Source organism: Stenotrophomonas sp. YJH_SMC_138 (assembly GCF_059369855.1).
This window is the reverse complement of the sequence record NZ_JCAFTB010000001.1, coordinates 429711-446525: the sequence shown is the minus strand read 5'-3', so window position 1 is coordinate 446525 and position 16815 is coordinate 429711. Positions and strand designations below refer to the sequence as shown.

14 protein-coding genes are annotated in these 16815 nt (G+C 68.1%); 12 read left to right on the top strand and 2 right to left on the bottom strand.

What is annotated here, in order from left to right; genetic code table 11:
* Window positions 1-18 precede the first annotated feature (18 nt).
* Window positions 19-765: a membrane protein gene (locus tag AC5P7I_RS01955; RefSeq protein ID WP_032962173.1), complete on the top strand. Its 747-nt coding sequence runs from the start codon at window positions 19-21 to the stop codon at window positions 763-765.
* Window positions 766-1009: 244 nt separating this feature from the next.
* Here the strand turns inward: AC5P7I_RS01955 and AC5P7I_RS01950 are convergent, their stop codons facing one another.
* Together AC5P7I_RS01950 and AC5P7I_RS01945 are read right to left on the bottom strand one after the other, a co-directional pair.
* Entirely contained in the window at window positions 1010-1654 is a 645-nt protein-coding gene (locus AC5P7I_RS01950) for a hypothetical protein (RefSeq protein WP_014648262.1), read from the bottom strand.
* Window positions 1655-1866: 212 nt separating this feature from the next.
* Complete coding sequence (locus AC5P7I_RS01945) at window positions 1867-4290, bottom strand: penicillin-binding protein 1A (protein ID WP_075076001.1); 2424 nt, start codon at window positions 4288-4290, stop codon at window positions 1867-1869.
* A 219-nt stretch (window positions 4291-4509) separates the two neighbouring features.
* Between AC5P7I_RS01945 and AC5P7I_RS01940 the strand changes: the two genes are divergently transcribed.
* The 11 genes from AC5P7I_RS01940 to AC5P7I_RS01890 all read left to right on the top strand — a co-directional run bounded on the left by AC5P7I_RS01940 (window position 4510) and on the right by AC5P7I_RS01890 (window position 16762).
* Window positions 4510-5568, top strand: a complete 1059-nt coding sequence (locus AC5P7I_RS01940; RefSeq protein WP_014038321.1) for a pilus assembly protein PilM — start codon at window positions 4510-4512, stop codon at window positions 5566-5568.
* Window positions 5568-6440 (top strand): PilN domain-containing protein, encoded by an 873-nt coding sequence (locus AC5P7I_RS01935; protein ID WP_075075999.1) that lies wholly within the window; start codon window positions 5568-5570, stop codon window positions 6438-6440. The genes AC5P7I_RS01940 and AC5P7I_RS01935 overlap by 1 nt, the downstream gene beginning before the upstream one ends.
* Window positions 6437-7093, top strand: coding sequence for a type IV pilus inner membrane component PilO (locus AC5P7I_RS01930; RefSeq protein ID WP_005418916.1), 657 nt, complete (start codon window positions 6437-6439; stop codon window positions 7091-7093). Before AC5P7I_RS01935 ends, AC5P7I_RS01930 begins: the two co-directional genes overlap by 4 nt.
* The gene (locus AC5P7I_RS01925; RefSeq protein WP_005418914.1) at window positions 7093-7626 is read left to right on the top strand and encodes a pilus assembly protein PilP; all 534 of its coding nucleotides are present in this window, start codon (window positions 7093-7095) and stop codon (window positions 7624-7626) included. The genes AC5P7I_RS01930 and AC5P7I_RS01925 overlap by 1 nt, the downstream gene beginning before the upstream one ends.
* A gap of 21 nt (window positions 7627-7647) precedes the next feature.
* The gene (locus AC5P7I_RS01920) at window positions 7648-9618 is read left to right on the top strand and encodes a type IV pilus secretin PilQ (protein ID WP_075075998.1); all 1971 of its coding nucleotides are present in this window, start codon (window positions 7648-7650) and stop codon (window positions 9616-9618) included.
* Window positions 9619-9804: 186 nt separating this feature from the next.
* Window positions 9805-10830, top strand: coding sequence for an AAA family ATPase (locus tag AC5P7I_RS01915; RefSeq protein ID WP_014648255.1), 1026 nt, complete (start codon window positions 9805-9807; stop codon window positions 10828-10830).
* An 8-nt stretch (window positions 10831-10838) separates the two neighbouring features.
* Window positions 10839-11768: a DUF58 domain-containing protein gene (locus tag AC5P7I_RS01910; protein WP_046432294.1), complete on the top strand. Its 930-nt coding sequence runs from the start codon at window positions 10839-10841 to the stop codon at window positions 11766-11768.
* Window positions 11765-12214: a DUF4381 family protein gene (locus AC5P7I_RS01905; RefSeq protein ID WP_014648253.1), complete on the top strand. Its 450-nt coding sequence runs from the start codon at window positions 11765-11767 to the stop codon at window positions 12212-12214. The genes AC5P7I_RS01910 and AC5P7I_RS01905 overlap by 4 nt, the downstream gene beginning before the upstream one ends.
* Window positions 12211-13215 (top strand): vWA domain-containing protein, encoded by a 1005-nt coding sequence (locus AC5P7I_RS01900; RefSeq protein ID WP_014648252.1) that lies wholly within the window; start codon window positions 12211-12213, stop codon window positions 13213-13215. Before AC5P7I_RS01905 ends, AC5P7I_RS01900 begins: the two co-directional genes overlap by 4 nt.
* On the top strand, window positions 13212-15050 hold the full coding sequence (locus tag AC5P7I_RS01895) for a VWA domain-containing protein (RefSeq protein WP_075075996.1): 1839 nt from the start codon (window positions 13212-13214) through the stop codon (window positions 15048-15050). The genes AC5P7I_RS01900 and AC5P7I_RS01895 overlap by 4 nt, the downstream gene beginning before the upstream one ends.
* Window positions 15047-16762 carry a BatD family protein gene (locus AC5P7I_RS01890; RefSeq protein WP_262088100.1) on the top strand — a complete coding sequence of 572 codons (1716 nt, stop codon included), beginning with the start codon at window positions 15047-15049 and terminating at the stop codon, window positions 16760-16762. Before AC5P7I_RS01895 ends, AC5P7I_RS01890 begins: the two co-directional genes overlap by 4 nt.
* Window positions 16763-16815 lie beyond the last annotated feature (53 nt).

Sequence of the window (16815 nt, the reverse complement as noted above, 5' to 3'; positions counted from 1 at the left end):
CTTGCCGAGGAGATGGCAATGTATCGATGGGTAAGCCGATTCATCAGCTACCGCACGTTCTATCTGTGGCGGGCGCGTTTTTACTACTACACCCGCAATCTGGATCGCTGGGTGCAGTTCACCTTGTTGTGCCTGGTGGGCATGGTGCTGGTGCTCTGGTACCACTGGCGGGTGGCGAGCGTGCCGCCACCGCGCGTGCATCCGGAGGCGGCCGCGGTGCGCGTGGAGAACATCACCCAGGAAGCGATCCACCGCATCGTGCTGGTGCGGCATGGCGGCCCGACACCGGGCGAGCCGTTCACCACGCCGGAAGACGTCCGCGCGGGAACGCTGCGCACCCTGCGGGTGCGACAACTGCTGGACAGTGAGAGGGTGTGGCAGCTGAAAGCCCACATGCTGGCCGACATGGCGGCGTACATCGAAGCCACGGGCAGCTGCTTCCCCTTCCCATGCTGGCAGGTGAGCCACCGGCTGGAGCTCATGCGTGCGGCGGAGGCGGAGAACGCGGCCATCAACCGGGGGCTGGAGCCGGTGCTGGAGGTGCCGTTGGACAGGATGCCCAACCTCAACGGCGGTGAGCGCGCGCGGATACAGACGGCGTGGTCGGACCCGTTCGGCGATGTCTACAACCAGACCTGGTTGCTGGGCGATCTGCAGAACATGCACGCGCGGATGATGATGGCGTACCCGCAGCGGGTGGGAGCACCGTGGCTGATGCGCCTGCTTGGCGATGAGCCGGAGGAGCAGCACCATGATGTCTGGTAGGGCAGCGCGCCTTCTGTAGAGCCGAGCCATGCTCGGCTGCTCTTGGGCCAGGTGTCCGGATGCCTGATGCACAGTGCGGACCAACGGTCCGCACCCACCAGAAGAAGGAAGCAGGCAGCGCGCCTTCTGTAGAGCCGAGCCATGCTCGGCTGCTCTTGGGCCAGGTGTCCGCACGCCTGATGCACGGTGCGGGCCAACGGTCCGCACCCACCAAGGCCGGAACCACCCAAGGTCGGCGCAACCGTCACCCCCCGATATACGCGGTGATCTCCGCCTCGGCCAGCAGCTGCCGCAACTGTGCGACAGACGCGCGTCGCATGGGCTTCTCATCCACCGGCGACAAGGGCGCCTGGCGCAGGGCGTCATACGGCAGCACGGCCAGGTCGAAGGTCAGCTCTTCGGCGCTGAACACCCACACCGGCACGTCCAGGCTCCGTTCGCGGTCCATCCGCAGTCGGCGCGTCCGCGATTCGGCGGGAATGCCGTGCTCGTCCAGGAAGCGGTGCACGGCTTCCGGGTCGTCACTGTGCAGGTGCAGCTGTACGGGGCTGTTGGCATCGGCGGTGCCCTCCAGCACCGGGCCGGCCAGGCGCGGTGCGAAGCCGTGCAGGAACTCCAGCGCACGCAGCGCGGCTTCGCGGCGGCGCTGCAGTTCGTTGCCGTGCTGGGGGCCGGAGAACAGCCGCTGGTACTCGCGCAGGGCGTCTTCGATCTCGGTGTTGCGGGGCAGGGAGGCATCGTCGTGGATGCCGAGCCGGCTGGCGGCCTTCAACTTGGCCTGGTGGTAGTCGCGGATGCCGCCTTCGGCCATCAGGCGGGCGGCTTCGTGGGCGAGGCGATGGCGCCGCTCGCGGGTCTGGCTGGCAGCATGCTGACGGGCGCGATGCATGCGATGACTCCTGTTGCGACCTGGCTACAGACTAGCGCAAGGATGTGACATCCGCGTGGGTATTTCATGGAGGCGAGCAAGCGGGTGTCGTTGATCCTGTAGAGCCGAGCCCATGCTCGGCTGCTCTACCGCAGGCGCCCGGAGCCGAGCATGGGCTCGGCTCTACAGCCGCATCGGTGCCAACCCATGGTTGGCACCCACCGGAGCCTTCCTCAGAAGATGTCGAACGCGGCGGCGTCGGCCTGCGGCGTATTGAGGTTCAGGTCGTAGTCGGTCAGGCGGTCCATGTCTTCCACCTTCACCCACTCGGTCGCGCCGTTGAGGGTGGCCTGGACCATGCCGCTGGGCGGGTCGTTCTGCGCGATCGGGGTGTCCTTCAGCGCGGTGCGCATGTAGTCGATCCAGATCGGCAGGGCGGCCTTGCCACCGTATTCGCGGTAGCCCAGCGAGCGGAAGTCGTCGCGGCCCACCCACACGGTGGTCACGTACGGGCCACCGAAGCCGGAGAACCAGGCGTCGCGGTGGTCGTTGGTGGAGCCGGTCTTGCCGCCCACGTCCTCGCGGCCGAGCACCTTGGCCTGGACGCCGGTACCGCGCTGGACCACGTCGCGCATCATCGATACCAGCTGGTAGGCGGTGCGGGCGTCGATCGCGCGCGGGGCTGTGCGGGCATCCGGGTTGGCCGGTGCCGCCGGGGTTTCGACCTTGGCTTCGGCCTTGGCTGCGGCGGCCGGGTCCACCTTCGGGGCCGGAGCGCCGAAGTTGAAGCCGTCCACCACCTGGTTGACCGGCTGGTCGCTGCTGCCGGCGCAGTCGCGGCAGGCCAGCGCCGGGTTTTCCTTGAACACCAGGCTGCCGTCGCGGTCATTGACCTGGTCGATCAGCCAGGTGTCCACGCGCGAGCCGCCGTTGGCGAACACGGCGTAGCCGCGCGCCACCGACAGCGGGGTCAGCGAGGCGGTGCCCAGCGACATCGACAGGTTCGGCGGCAGCTCCGATTCGGCAAAGCCAAACTCGCTGATGTACTTGCGTGCGTAGTCCACGCCCATGCCATCGAGCAGGCGCACCGACACCAGGTTGCGTGACTGCACCAGCGCTTCGCGCAGACGCATCGGGCCGCGGAAGCCGCCGCCGTCGTTCTGCGGGGCCCAGGTCTTGCCGCGGCGGTCGCGGAACACGACCGGGGCGTCGAGCACGATCGAGGCCGGGTTGTAGCCCTTGTCGAAGGCGGCTGCGTAGACGAACGGCTTGAAGCTCGAACCCGGCTGGCGACGGGCCTGGGTGGCGCGGTTGAACTTGTTGCCGGAGAAGCTGAAGCCACCCACCAGCGCCTTCAGCGCGCCGCTGTGGGCATCCAGCGAGACCAGCGCGGACTGGCCGCGCGGGATCTGGTCCAGCAGCCACTCACCTTCCTTGGCACCGGCGCGCACGCGCACGATGTCGCCGCGCTGCACCAGCTTGCCCGGGGTCTTGTTGGTCCACTTGGCGGCCCCGGCCGGCAGCACGATCTCGCTGCGGTTGGCCAGCACCACGGTGGCGCTGCCGTCGGCGCCGGTGCCGGCGACGATCGCCGGCAGCAGGCCGGCCTGGCCGTACATGCCGCGCAGGTGCTCGGCCAGGGCGGCGGCGTCTTCGCCGGCACCCACCTGCACCTGCTTCTCCACGCCGTGCCAGCCGTGGCGGTGGTCGTACAGCAGCAGGCCGTCGCGCACCGACTGGTTCGCGGCGGTCTGCAGGGTGGAGTCGATGGTAGTGGTGACGTGATAGCCCTTGTTGACCACGTCGCCGCCGAAGCGGGCGATCATCTCCTGGCGCACCAGCTCGGCCACGTACGGGGCATCGACCTGCACCGGCGGCTCATGCGCGGTGGCGTGCATCGGCACGGCCTTGGCCGCGTCGGCCTCGGCCTGGCTGACGAACTTCAGGTCGGCCATGCGCTGCAGCACGTAGTTGTCGCGGCGCTGGCGGGCACGTTCCGGGTTGGAGATCGGATTGCCCGACGAGGGGAACTTGGGGATGCCGGCCAGCGAGGCCATCTCGTCCAGGTCCAGCTCGTTCAGCTTCTTGCCGTAATAGAACTCGGCGGCAGCGGCCACGCCGTAGGCACGGTTGCCGAAGAAACTCTTGTTCAGGTACAGCTCGAAGATCTCGTCCTTGCTCAGCTCGGACTCGATCTTCCGCGCCAGCAGGATCTCGGCCAGCTTGCGGGTGTAGCTGTACTCGGAGCTGAGGAAGAACTGGCGGGCCACCTGCTGGGTGATGGTGGAGCCACCCGGCACGCGCTTGTCGCTGGTGGTGGCCAGCAGCCAGACCGCCCGGCCGATGCCCATGTAGTCCACGCCGCCGTGCTCGTAGAAGCGGGCGTCCTCGGTGGCCAGGAAGGCCTGCTTCAGCTTCTCCGGCACGTCCTTCATGGTGATCGGGGTCCGCCGGGTCTCGCCGAACACCGCCATCAGCTTGCCATCGGCAGCATAGACGTACATCGGCTCCTGCATTTCCACGTCGCGCAGGGTCTGCACGTCGGGAAGCTTGGAGGAAACGGCATAGTACAGACCGCCCACGGCGGCCGCGCCGATCAGCGCCAGGACCAGGACAATCAGGAAGATCCAGCGCAGCCAGCGGCGGAGTCGAGTCATCGGGTTCAGATTCCGATTGCGAATTTCGTGGTCGCAGAGTATAGATTACGCAAGGTGCCGGCTGGGGTCGGCACCGGGGAGCGCAAGGGGAACAGTCAGGGGCTGCATGGTGAATCCGTGAAGGAATTCACAGCAGGGCCGTTGCCATTTGCTAAGAATACGTTATTAATGCTTGGGCGCAGGTCTTGCGTCCAAGTGCCCGTCGGCAGGGGAGAAACCGTGGGGCTCATCCCAAAAAGTCAGTCGCCGCTCGTAGGCGTCGACATCAGTTCGACTGCGGTAAAGCTTTTGCAGCTGTCCCGCAGCGGCAATCGTTTCCGCGTGGAACATTACGCTGTGGAACCTCTGCCGCCGAATGCGGTGGTGGAGAAGAACATCGTTGAAGTGGAGGCCGTGGGTGAGGCCATCCGTCGGGCGATGAACCGTTCAGGCAGCAAGGCCAAATTGGCCGCTGCCGCCGTCGCGGGGTCGGCAGTGATCACCAAGGTGATCCCGATGCCGGCCGATCTCGACGAAAACGACATGGAAGCCCAGATCGAGCTGGAAGCGGTCAACTACATTCCGTATCCGATCGAGGAAGTGAACCTGGACTTCGAGGTGATCGGGTCGATCCCGAACAACCCGGAGATGGTCCAGGTGCTGCTGGCCGCGTCGCGTTCGGAGAATGTCGAGCTGCGCCAGTCGGCGCTGGAACTCGGTGGCCTGCAGGCCAAGGTGATGGACGTGGAGGCCTTCGCGGTCGAGAACGCCTACGCCCTGGTCGCCAGCGAGCTGCCGGTATCCATCGACGGCGTGGTCGCGCTGGTCGATATCGGCGCCACCATGACCACCCTCAATGTCCTGCGCGGCGGCCGCAGCCTCTACAGCCGCGAGCAGGTGTTCGGTGGCAAGCAGCTGACCGATGAGATCATGCGCCGCTACGGGCTGAGCTACGAGGAAGCCGGGCTGGCCAAGCGCCAGGGCGGCCTGCCGGAAAGCTACGAGATGGAAGTGCTGGAGCCGTTCAAGGAAGCCACGGTCCAGCAGATCAGCCGCCTGCTGCAGTTCTTCTACGCAGGCAGCGAGTTCAACCGCGTCGATCACATCGTGCTGGCCGGCGGCTGCGCCGTGCTCGGTGGCCTGCCGGAGATGGTCGAGGAACAGCTGGGCGTGCCGACCGTGGTCGCCAACCCGCTGGCGCAGATGACCCTGGGGCCGAAGGTGAACGCGCATGCGTTGGCCCAGGATGCCCCCGCGCTGATGATCGCGACCGGTCTGGCGCTGAGGAGCTTTGACTGATGGCACGCATCAATCTATTGCCCTGGCGCGCCGAGCGGCGCAAGCAACGCCAGCGCGAGTTCTACGCAATGCTGGGCATGGCCGCCGTCGGTGGCCTGCTGCTGTCGCTGATGATCTGGTTCTACTACGACCGTCAGGTGAGCGGCCAGATGGACCGCAATGCCTATCTGGAAGCCGAGATCGAGAAGGTCAAGGAACAGAACAAGGAGATCGATCGCCTCGACGCGCAGAAGGAACGCCTGCTGGCCCGCAAGAAGGTGATCGAGGAACTGCAGGCCAAGCGCTCGCAGATGGTCCACCTGTTCGACGCGCTGGTGCGCACCATCCCCGACGGTGTGGTGCTGACCGCGCTGAAGCAGGAGGGTGATGTGCTGACGCTGGAAGGCCGCACCCAGTCCAACGCCCGCGTTTCGGCCTACATGCGCAACCTGGAGACCTCCGGCTGGATGACCAACCCGGAGCTGTCGATCATCGAAGCGCGCGACCCGGAGAAGGACAAGGACGGCAAGGCCGGCCCGCTGGCCGACATCAAGGCGCTGCCCTACGTGTTCGTGGTCAAGGTGAAACTGCCGGCACAGAGCGAAGAGGTGTCGGCGACGCCGGGCCTGAACGCCGATGGCTCGGTGGCGACGGCTGCCCCGGCACCGGTGGCACCGTTGGCCGCAGGTCCGGATGCCGCGACGCCTGCGGCTCCGGCAGCGGGCCAGCCGGCAGCGGCTCCCGCCGCACCGGCTGCTGCACCGTCGGCCGCTCCGGCCAAGCCGAACCAACCGGCCGCTCCGGCCCCGGCACCTGCCCCGAAGCCTGAGGGCAGCCGCCTGGCGCAGCCGCCGCAGGCCTTCAATGCGCTGCTGCAGGGGGACCGCGCATGAGCCAGAAGATCGACATCAAGAACCTGGATTTCAACGACATCGGCAACTGGCCGCAGAAGGCCAAGATCGTCTTCTGCTCGTTGCTGGCGCTGGTCATCATGTTCGTGGCGTGGATGCTGCTGATCAGCGGCAAGCGCGAAGAACTGGCCGGCCTGGAATCGAAGGAAGTCGAGCTGCGCACCGAGTTCACCAAGCAGCAGGAACGCGCGGTGAACCTGGGGCCGCTGAAGCAGCAGTTGGCGCAGATGGAGCAGGTGCTGCAGCAGATGCTGCGGCAGCTGCCGAGCAAGACCGAAATGCCCGACCTGATCATCGACATCTCGCAGACCGCGCTGTCCAGCGGCCTGACCAACGAGCTGTTCGAGCCGGAGCAGGAGCAGATCAAGGAGTTCTACGCCGAGAAGCCGATCAAGCTGCGCATGGTGGGCAGTTACCACCAGTTCGGCGCGTTCGTCAGTGGCGTGGCCTCGCTGCCGCGGGTGGTGATCCTGACCATGCATGACATCAACCTCAAGCCCAAGGAAAAGACCGGCGGCAACGTCCGCAGCGGTGCACTGGAACTGTCCGGTACGGTCAAGACCTACCGCTACCTGGACGAGACCGAGGTGCAGGCGCAGCAGGCGGCCGACGCTGGCAAGGAGGGCAAGAAGTGATGCGCGCGCAGACCGTACGTGGTGCGATGGTGCTGGCTGTGCTGCTGCTGGCTGGTTGCGGCCGTGGCGTGACCAGCACGCCCGGTGACGCACCGAACCTTGAGAAGTGGGTGGAAGGCGAGCGCGCGCGACCGGCGCAACCGCTGGAGCCGCTGCCGGTGATGCAGCAGTTCGAGACCTTCGAATACTCCGCGCAGGGCATGCGCGATCCGTTCACCGATGCCTGGACCAATCCGCAGCAGGGGAATGGCGGATTGCGACCGGACCCGAACCGACGCAAGGAGCCGCTGGAAGGCTTCCCGCTGGATGCGCTGGACATGGTCGGCACCATCGGTACCGGCGCAGGTACCGTGGCGCTGGTGATGGGGCCGGACAAGGTCACCTACCGGGTTCGCCCGGGCGGTTACCTGGGGCAGAGCGACGGGCGGGTCACGGCGGTCTTCGAAGACCGCGTGGAGCTGATCGAACTGGTGCCGGATGGCGCGGGTGGCTGGCTGGAACGGCCGGCAACGCTCTCGCTTGAAGATCAATGATCGTTTACTGGGGATAGCACGATGACCTTTCACCAAGCCAAGGGGCTGCGTCCCATCCGGCGCTCTACCTTGAACCGTGTCAGCGCGCTGGGAGTCGCGCTGATGCTGGCCTGCGCTCCGGCGCTGGCTGCCGCACCGGCGGAAAAGCCGGTGGGCGCCACCGTGGCACCGGCCGCCGCGCCGGCGGGCCTGTCGGTGGCCAAGATCGATTTCAAGCGTGGCGATGACGGCGCCGGGCGCCTGATCGTGCAGTTCGACGGGCAGGGCGCGATCCCTGACCTGCGCACGCAGGGCAACAGCGTGGTGGTCGACGTCGGCAATGCCCGACTGCCGGCCAACCTGCAGAAGCCGATGAACGTCACCGACTTCGCCACGCCGGTACAGCGCATCGACGCCAAGCCGTCGGGCGCCGGCACCCAGCTGGTGCTGAGCACCGGTGGCGCGGTGGAGTCGCTGGCCTACCAGAGCGGCAACGAATACGTGGTCGAGATCAGCCCGCGCCAGGCCCAGGCCGCCGTGGGTGCGGTCACCGCCGGCAGCGTCACCCAGGCGGCCAAGGCCGTCGGCCAGCGCGGCTTCACCGGCAAGCCGGTGACCTTCAACTTCCAGGACGTGCCGGTGCGCACCGTGCTGCAGTTGATCGCCGAGGAGTCCAACCTGAACGTGGTGGCGTCCGACTCGGTGCAGGGCAACGTGACCCTGCGCCTGGTCAATGTGCCGTGGGACCAGGCGCTGGACATCGTCCTGCGCGCCAAGGGCCTGGACAAGCGTCGCGACGGCAGCGTGATCTGGGTGGCGCCGCAGGCCGAACTGGCCAAGTTCGAGCAGGAAAAGGAAGACGCGCGCATCGCCATCGAGAACCGCGAAGACCTGCAGACCGACTACATCCAGATCAACTACCACAGCGCCACGCAGATCTTCAAAGCGCTGACCGAGGCCAAGGGCATCGGCGGCAGCGGTGGTGGTGGCAGTGGTGGTGGTTCGGGCAGCTCCTCGCAGGAAGACAGTGGCTTCCTGTCCTCGCGCGGCCGCATCGTGGCCGACGAGCGCACCAACACGCTGATGATCAGCGACATCCCGAAGAAGATCGCGCGCATGCGCGAGCTGATCAACGTGATCGACCGTCCGGTCGACCAGGTGCTGATCGAAAGCCGCATCGTCATCGCTACCGACACCTTCGCCCGCGAGCTGGGCGCGAAGTTCGGTGTCAGCGGCAGCCGCGACAACGTGTACTTCAGCGGTAGCCTGGATGCCAATGCGAAGACCCGTGAGTCGCAGGTTGCGACCGACCTGGCCAATGCCAAGGCCGAGCGTGACTGGGTAGCCGGTGGCCGGGTCGGCCCGCCGCCGGTGAAGTCCGGCTCGGCGATCACCCGTGGCCTGAACTGGAACCTGCCGGTGGCTGCCGCCAGCAACCCGGGTTCGCTGGCACTGTCCATCCTCAATGCCGGTTACCTGCTGGACGTGGAGCTGTCGGCCATGCAGCAGGAGTCGCGAGGCGAGGTGATCTCCAACCCGCGCGTGGTCACCACCAACCAGCGCGAAGCGATGATCAAGCAGGGCAAGGAAATCGGCTACGTCACCATCAGCGGTGGTACCGCTGGCGGCGTGGCGACCCCGAACGTCCAGTTCAAGGAAGTGGTGCTGGAGCTGAAGGTCACCCCGACCATCACCAACGACAACCGCGTGTTCCTCAACATGCAGGTGAAGAAGGACGAAGTCGACCAGCTGATCCAGCTGGAGGGCTACGGCACCGTGCCGTCGATCAACCGACGCGAAGTCAACACCGCGGTGCTGGTCGAGGATGGGCAGACCGTGGTGATCGGTGGCGTCTACGAGTTCACCGATCGCAACAGCATCAGCAAGGTGCCGTTCCTGGGCGACGTGCCGTTCCTGGGCAACCTGTTCAAGAAGCGCGGTCGCAACAAGGACAAGGCCGAGCTGCTGGTGTTCGTCACCCCGAAGGTGCTGCGCGTGGCCAAGCAGAACTGAGCCGTCGCACCGGAGTCTTCGAAGAAGGGCCGCCCCGTGCGGCCCTTCTTCGTTTGGGCTGGCGGCATGCACGAAGCAGATCCATGCCCAGCGTGGACGGCTGTTCAGCGGTTCTTGATGCCAATCGCAGGGCACCCTGCGATGATGTCGGGAACCCGTGCCGTCCTGCGCCGGTCAAAGGCCCCCATGAACCTGCCACCGCCGATGCCCGAAACCGTCTCGCCGCCGCCCGCGCCGGCCACCTCCCGCCTGCATGCGGCGTTCACCCAGCTGCGCGACGCGCTGTCGGCCGAGATCGTCGGCCAGGCGGCACTGGTCGAACGCCTGCTGATTGCATTGTTGGCCGACGGCCATCTGCTGGTGGAGGGCGCGCCGGGCCTGGCCAAGACCACGGCGATCCGTGCACTGGCCTCGCGCCTGGAAGCAGACTTTGCCCGCGTGCAGTTCACCCCTGACCTGCTGCCGGCCGACCTCACCGGCACCGAGATCTGGCGCCCGCAGGAGGGCCGCTTCGAGTTCGTGCCCGGCCCGATCTTCCACCCGATCCTGCTGGCCGACGAGATCAACCGGGCACCGGCCAAAGTGCAGTCGGCGCTGCTGGAGGCCATGGGCGAGCGCCAGGTCACGGTTGGCCGCCATACCTATGCGCTGCCGCCGCTGTTCCTGGTGATGGCCACGCAGAACCCGATCGAGCAGGAGGGCACCTTCCCGCTGCCGGAAGCGCAGCTGGACCGTTTCCTGATGCATGTGCGCATCGGTTACCCGGACCAGGCCGCCGAATCGGAAATCCTGCGGCTGGCCCGTGAGCGTGCCCGTGGTGCATTGGGCGAGGCTGCGCCGGCGCCGGACAAGATGCCGATGCAGGACGTGTTCGACGCCCGCCGCGAAGTGCTGGACCTGCACATGGCACCGGCACTGGAGCGCTACCTGATCGAACTGGTGCTGGCCTCGCGCGATCCCGCGCGCTACGACGCCGGCCTCGGCCGCCGCATCGCCTGGGGGGCAAGCCCGCGCGGTTCCATCGCACTGGAGCGCTGTGCCCGTGCGCGGGCGTGGCTGGCCGGCCGTGACTTCGTCACGCCCGACGACGTGCGTGCAGTCGCCGCCGACGTGCTGCGCCATCGCGTGCTGCCCAGCTATGAAGCCACCGCCGAGGGCTGGGACGGCGAGCGCCTGGTGCAGGAGCTGCTGGCCCGGGTGCCGGCACCCTGAGCCTGCGCATGACCGATCCATCCCTGGAACAGGCACCGTCCGCGCTCGAAGGTGACGGGCTGCGCCCGCAGCTGGCCGAACTGGTCGCGCTACGGCGGCTGGCACAGCGTCCGCCGCCGCCGCGCCGTGGCCGCACCGGCAACGCGGGCCAGGCACCGTCCCAACTGCGCGGCCGCGGCATGGAATACGCCGAGTCGCGCGAATATGTAGCTGGCGACGACGCGCGCCACATCGATTGGCGCGTGACTGCGCGCACCGGCCGCGCCCATACCAAATTGTTCCAGGCCGAGCGCGAGCGGGTCAGCCTGATCGTGGCCGATACGTCGCCGGCGCTGTACTTCGGCACGCGCGTGCGCTTCAAATCGGTACAGGCCGCCCGTGCCGGTGCGGTTGCCGCGTGGTCGGCGCAGCGCCGCGGCGACCGCGTGGGTGCGCTGCGCGGCAGTGACCGCGAAGCGCCGATTGCCCCTGCGGGCGGGCCACGCGGCGTGCTGCGCGTGCTCGACGCGCTGACCCGCTGGTATGCACAGCCGCCGGTCGACGATCTGGGCCTGGCGCGTGCACTGGATCATGCCGGTCGCGTGCTGCGCCCGGGGGCACGCATGCTGGTGCTGGCCGATCCGCAGCAGGCCATCCGCATTCCGCCCGCGCGCTGGAGCGCGCTGGCCCAGCATCACGATCTCAGCCTGGTGCTGCTGGTTGATCCGCTGGAACTGCATCCCCCCTCGGCGGCGCTGCAGTTCCAGACCGCACAGCAGCGCATCGGCCTCGACCTGCGCCGCAGTGAAGTGCAGGCGCATTGGCAGGCACACTTCGTCGAACCGCTGCAGGAACTGCGGCGCCAGCTCGGCGCACGCCGTGTCGATGTGCAGGTGCTGTCCACGGATGCGCCCAGCGACGCGTGGCTGGCGCCATCACCGACCGAGGTGCCGGCGTGAGCGCCGCGCTGCCGCTGCGCGATGTGCAGTTGCCACCGGCACCTTCATGGTGGCCGCCTGCCCCCGGTTACCTGATGGTCGGCGCGGCGGTTGTGCTGGTGCTGTTGGTGATCGCCGTGCTGATGTGGCGGCGTCGCCGTCGCCGCCAGCGTTGGTTGCAGCTGTTCGATAGCGAACTGGCAGCCACCACCGACGCTGCGGCCGAACTGGCGGCCATTGCCGGATTGCTGCGCCGTGCCGCACGCCGTGCAAAGCCGGGCAGTGAATCGCTGCGCGATGATGCCTGGTGGCAGCGTGTAGACCCGCAGGGCACGTTGCCCGATGCGCGTCGCAGCCTGCTGGCCGAAGGCGCGTATCGCCCACGCGTCGACAGCAGCGACGTGGCGGCCGTGCGCAGTTGGGCCCGCGAGCGCTATCTGGCGATGCTGCTGGAGCGCCGCCGATGAACCTCTGGACGACCTATTGGCCATGGCCGGACCTGCAGCTGGCATGGCCACTGGCATTGCTCGCGCTGCCGTTGCCGTTGCTGATGCGCTGGTGGAAGCGCCGTGCAGAACCGGGCGCCGCGCTGCGTGTGCCCTACGCCGCCGCCGAGCTCGAAGCGCTGTCCGGTGGGGGCCGCGTCGACGTGTCGTGGCTGCGCACGCTGCTGCTATGGCTGGGCTGGTGCGCGCTGTGCATCGCGCTGGCACGGCCGCAGCAGCTGGGCGAAGCCATCACGCCGCCGCAGCAGGGCCGGCAGATGATGCTGGCGATGGACGTGTCCGGCAGCATGGGCGAGGGTGACATGGTGCTGGGAGCCCAGGCGGTTGATCGCCTCACCGCGGCCAAGGCCGTGCTGGCCGACTTCCTGGATCGTCGTGCCGGCGACCGCGTCGGCCTGCTGATTTTCGGTGATCGCGCCTACACGCTTACGCCGCTTACCGCAGACCTGGCCAGCGTGCGCGATCAGCTGCGCGACAGCGTGGTCGGCCTGGCCGGGCGCGAGACCGCCATCGGTGATGCCATCGGCCTGGCGGTGAAGCGCCTGCGCAGCCAGCCGGAGGGACAGCGCGTGCTGATCCTGTTGACCGATGGTGTCAGCAACGCCGGTGTGCTGGAGCCGCTGCGCGCCGCGGAAGTCGCGCGCGCCGAAGGCGTGCGCATCCACACGGTTGCATTCGGCGGCGATGGCAGCATGCGCTTGTTTGGTATCCCGATTTCCACCGACCAGGATCCGGTCGATGAGGCCACCCTGAAGAAGATCGCCAGCATGACCGGTGGCCAGTTCTTCCGCGCGCGTGACACCGCGCAGCTGGCCGGGATCTACGCCGAGCTCGATCGCCTGGAGCCGGTCGCCGCGAAGGGGCCGAGCCTGCGTCCGCGCGAAGAACGCTATGCCTGGCCGTTGGGGCTGGCGTTGCTGCTGGGCGTGCTGGCCTGGCTGTGGCCGGAGCGTCGCCGATGATCGCGTTTGCTTCGAATCTCCCCGATTGGAGCGCATTGCACTTCCTGCGACCAGAGTGGTTGTGGGCGCTGCTGGCGTTGCCCCTGATCCTCGCGCTCGCGGTGTACCGGCAGCGACGCAGTGATGCGTGGCGGCAGGCGGTGGACGCACACCTGTTGCCACATCTGCTGGCCGCGGGCGCGAAGCGGCGAGTGCGCCTGCCATGGGCGCTGCTGCTGGGCTGGACACTGGCATCGCTGGCCATGGCCGGGCCGAGCTGGCGCCAGCAGGCACAACCGATGTTCCAGGCCAGCGCACCGCTGCTGGTGGTGCTGGACCTGTCCAGCCGGATCACGGCAACCGATCTTCCGCCGTCGCGCCTGCTGCAGGCGCGGGCGAAAGTGGGCGAGCTGCTGCGCGCGCGCCAGGGCGGGCAGGTGGGGCTGGTGGTGTATGCCGATGATGCCTACACCGTGGCGCCGCTGACCGACGACGGCAGCAATGTTGCGTTGTATCTGGATGCGCTGTCGCCGGACGTGATGCCGCGTGATGGCCAGCGTGCCGACCGCGGCATCGACTGGGCGACACGCTTGATGCGGCAGATCGGCGCGCTGCAGGGGCAGATCCTGCTGGTCAGCGATCAGGCGGACAGCGAAGCTGCACTGGCGGCGGCGCAGGCACGCAGCCTGGGCCTGCAGGTGTCGGTGCTGGGCCTGGGCACGCCTGCCGGTGCGGCCTACCGCGATGGCAATGGGCAGATCCGCCAGGCCGCGCTGGATGAGGGCAGCCTGCGTGCAGTCGCCACTGCCGGTGGCGGCCGCTATGCGCGCATCTCTGCCGATGACAGCGATCTGCGTGCGCTCGGTGTACTCGACGCGCGCGACGGCACGGCGGCGCAGCGGCCGGGCGAAGGCAAGCAGTGGCGTGACGAAGGCTTCTGGTTGCTGCCGCCGGTGATGCTGCTGGCATTGCTGGCCTTCCGCCGACGCGCGGTGCTGGCTGCGGTGCTCGCGGTGGGTCTGCTGCCATGGATGAATGACGCGCAGGCGCAGGCCCCTGCGACGCCTGTCTCGCAGCCGGCGCAGGGCACGCTGTGGAAGCGCAGCGACCAGCTGCAGCATCAACGCCTGGCCGAGGGGGTTCAGGCCTACCGCAAGGGCGACTTCGCCACTGCACGCAGACAGTTCGAAGGCATCGACAGCGATGCCGGTTGGTACAACCTGGCCAACACGCTGGCACGCGAAGGCAACTACGACGAAGCGATCGCCGCCTACGACCGCGCACTGGCGCTGCATCCGGGCATGGCCGATGCAGTGGCCAACCGCGCCGTGGTCGATGCTGCACGCAAGCGCAGGCCATCCGGGGGCGGCCAAGGCCCGGATCAACAGAAGCCACCGCAGAACGGGCAGCAGAAACAACCGCAGGGCCCGCAGGGCCAACAGAACCCACAGGGACAGCCGAAGCAGGGCCAGCAGCAACCCGGCCAGGGCCAGCCGCCGTCGGGCCAGCAGGGCCAGCCCAAGGCGGGTGACAACAACGCGCAGTCGGAGCCTCAGCCTGGCGAACGTGGCCGCGATGGCCAGCAGGCACCGCCGCAGGTGGAAGATGCCAAGGCGCAGGCGCAGGCCGATGAACAGCAGCGCCAGCGCATGCAGCAGGCGATGCAGCAGGCACGCGAGGGTGAGGCCGGCAAGGGCGGCAAGCCAGTGCCGGGTGGTGAGGGCCGCACGCCGCGCCAGCGCGAGGAGCAACAGGCGGTGGAGGCATGGATGCGGCGTGTGCCGGATGATCCGGGCGCATTGCTGCGGGCCAAGTTCCAGCTGGAAAACGAACGCAGGAAGAGGGAAGGGCGATGACGCGGTCGATCAACATGCACGGGCACTGGCCTCGACAGGTACTGGCGGCGCTGCTGTTGTGGCTGCCGCTGCTGGCCTGGGCGCAGCCGCGCGCGTGGCTGGACCGCGACCGCATCGCGATGGGCGACACGGCCACGCTCAATATCGAGAGCGACCAGGGCGCCCCTGACTTCACGCCATTGCGCACCGACTTCGACCTGAGCGGGCAGACCAGCAGCCGCCAGGTGGAATGGAGCAATGGCAGCATGCAGCAGCGCAACCTGTATGGCGTGGCGCTGACACCACGACGTAGTGGTGCGCTGGTGGTACCGGGCCTGCAGGTGGGCAGTGTGCGCACCGCACCGCTGACGCTGCAGGTCGATGCGGCCGCCGTGGCGGGGCCCGACAGCAATGCGATGGCCTTCATCGAAACCGTTGTCGATGACGATACGCCGTATGTGCAGCAGAGCGTGGGCGTGGTGGTGCGGCTGCACTTCGCCTCGCAGCTGGCCTCCGGCGAGCTGGTGCTGGATACCCCGGCGGGTGCGTCGTTGCAGCGTGTGGGCGACGACCGCACCGATGTACGCCAGGTCAACGGGCGCCGCTACAACGTGGTCGAACGGCGTTTCCTGCTGATCCCCGAGCGCAGCGGCGCGTTGCGCCTGGCCGGTGCCCGTTTCAGTGGGCGCAGTGCGGGTGGCTTCTTCGACGACTTCTTCGGCGGTGGCGATGGCCGCATGAATGCCACCGGCGCAGACCGCACGCTGCAGGTGCAGGCCCAGCCGGCGCAGGCCCCGCAGCCGTGGCTGCCACTGCAGAGCCTGCAGCTGCGCTACACCAGTGCGCCGACCAGTGCCCGCACCGGTGAGGCCGCCAACGTGGTGGTCGAAGCGGTTGCCGAAGGCGCGACGCGCGCGCAGTTCACCGACCTGCCGGTGCCGGATGTCGGCGCCAATGCGCAGGTGTTCGCCGAACCGGCACAGTACGAAGAGACCTTCAACGGCAGCACGCCGCGCCTGAAGATCACCCGCCGCTATTCGATCGTGCCGCGCCAGCCGGGTTCGCTGGTGGTGCCGGGGCCGCGCCTGCCCTGGTGGGATGTGCGTAACGGTAAGGCGCAGGAAGCGAAGCTGCCGGACCTGACGCTGGCCGTTGCGGCCGGTAACGGTGCGGGCACTGCCTCGCCGGCACCGCTGCCGCCGATCGACACCGATGCCACGCTGCCCGGTACTGATGGACAGGACACGCGTATCGCCGCGACTGATCCACGTGCCAGCGGCCTGTCCGAGCGTCCGTGGCCGTGGATGGCGGCGGCCATTGGCCTGGCGCTGCTGTGGCTGTTGACCCTGTTGTGGGGCTGGCAGCGTGGTCGGCGCCCGCGCGCAGTGGCGCCAGTAGCGGGCAAGCCCTCTGTGCCGACTGCGGCGGGCGGGCGTGCCGGCCTGGCAGAACTGCGCCGCGCGCTGGATGGCGAGGGCTTCGACCAGGTGGAAGCACAGCTGTGTGCGATGGCTGGTGTGGAACGCATCGAGCAGGTCATCGCGCGGCTTGGGGATGCAGCCCAGCGTCAAGTGCTACAGGACCTGCAGCAGGCGCGGTGGGGCGGGCAGGGGGATCTGGCGCCGCTGCGCACGCGCCTGCGCGAGGTCTTCCGTGACGGACCGCACTGGTCGGCGGCTGCGGGCACCGCCGACACTGACCTGGCGCCGCTGTATCCGCCGCGGCGAACCTGAACCGGCGCCGCTTGCGCGCTTTGTTAGAGTGCATTCATTTTTCGAGGAAACCC

Coding starts and splice junctions, on each gene's coding strand:
- AC5P7I_RS01955 (WP_032962173.1), top strand. CDS start 19: ATGTATCGATGGGTAAGCCGATTCATCAGCTACCGCACGTTCTATCTG.
- AC5P7I_RS01950 (WP_014648262.1), bottom strand. CDS start 1,654: ATGCATCGCGCCCGTCAGCATGCTGCCAGCCAGACCCGCGAGCGGCGC.
- AC5P7I_RS01945 (WP_075076001.1), bottom strand. CDS start 4,290: ATGACTCGACTCCGCCGCTGGCTGCGCTGGATCTTCCTGATTGTCCTG.
- AC5P7I_RS01935 (WP_075075999.1), top strand. CDS start 5,568: ATGGCACGCATCAATCTATTGCCCTGGCGCGCCGAGCGGCGCAAGCAA.
- AC5P7I_RS01930 (WP_005418916.1), top strand. CDS start 6,437: ATGAGCCAGAAGATCGACATCAAGAACCTGGATTTCAACGACATCGGC.
- AC5P7I_RS01925 (WP_005418914.1), top strand. CDS start 7,093: ATGCGCGCGCAGACCGTACGTGGTGCGATGGTGCTGGCTGTGCTGCTG.
- AC5P7I_RS01920 (WP_075075998.1), top strand. CDS start 7,648: ATGACCTTTCACCAAGCCAAGGGGCTGCGTCCCATCCGGCGCTCTACC.
- AC5P7I_RS01915 (WP_014648255.1), top strand. CDS start 9,805: ATGAACCTGCCACCGCCGATGCCCGAAACCGTCTCGCCGCCGCCCGCG.
- AC5P7I_RS01910 (WP_046432294.1), top strand. CDS start 10,839: ATGACCGATCCATCCCTGGAACAGGCACCGTCCGCGCTCGAAGGTGAC.
- AC5P7I_RS01900 (WP_014648252.1), top strand. CDS start 12,211: ATGAACCTCTGGACGACCTATTGGCCATGGCCGGACCTGCAGCTGGCA.
- AC5P7I_RS01895 (WP_075075996.1), top strand. CDS start 13,212: ATGATCGCGTTTGCTTCGAATCTCCCCGATTGGAGCGCATTGCACTTC.
- AC5P7I_RS01890 (WP_262088100.1), top strand. CDS start 15,047: ATGACGCGGTCGATCAACATGCACGGGCACTGGCCTCGACAGGTACTG.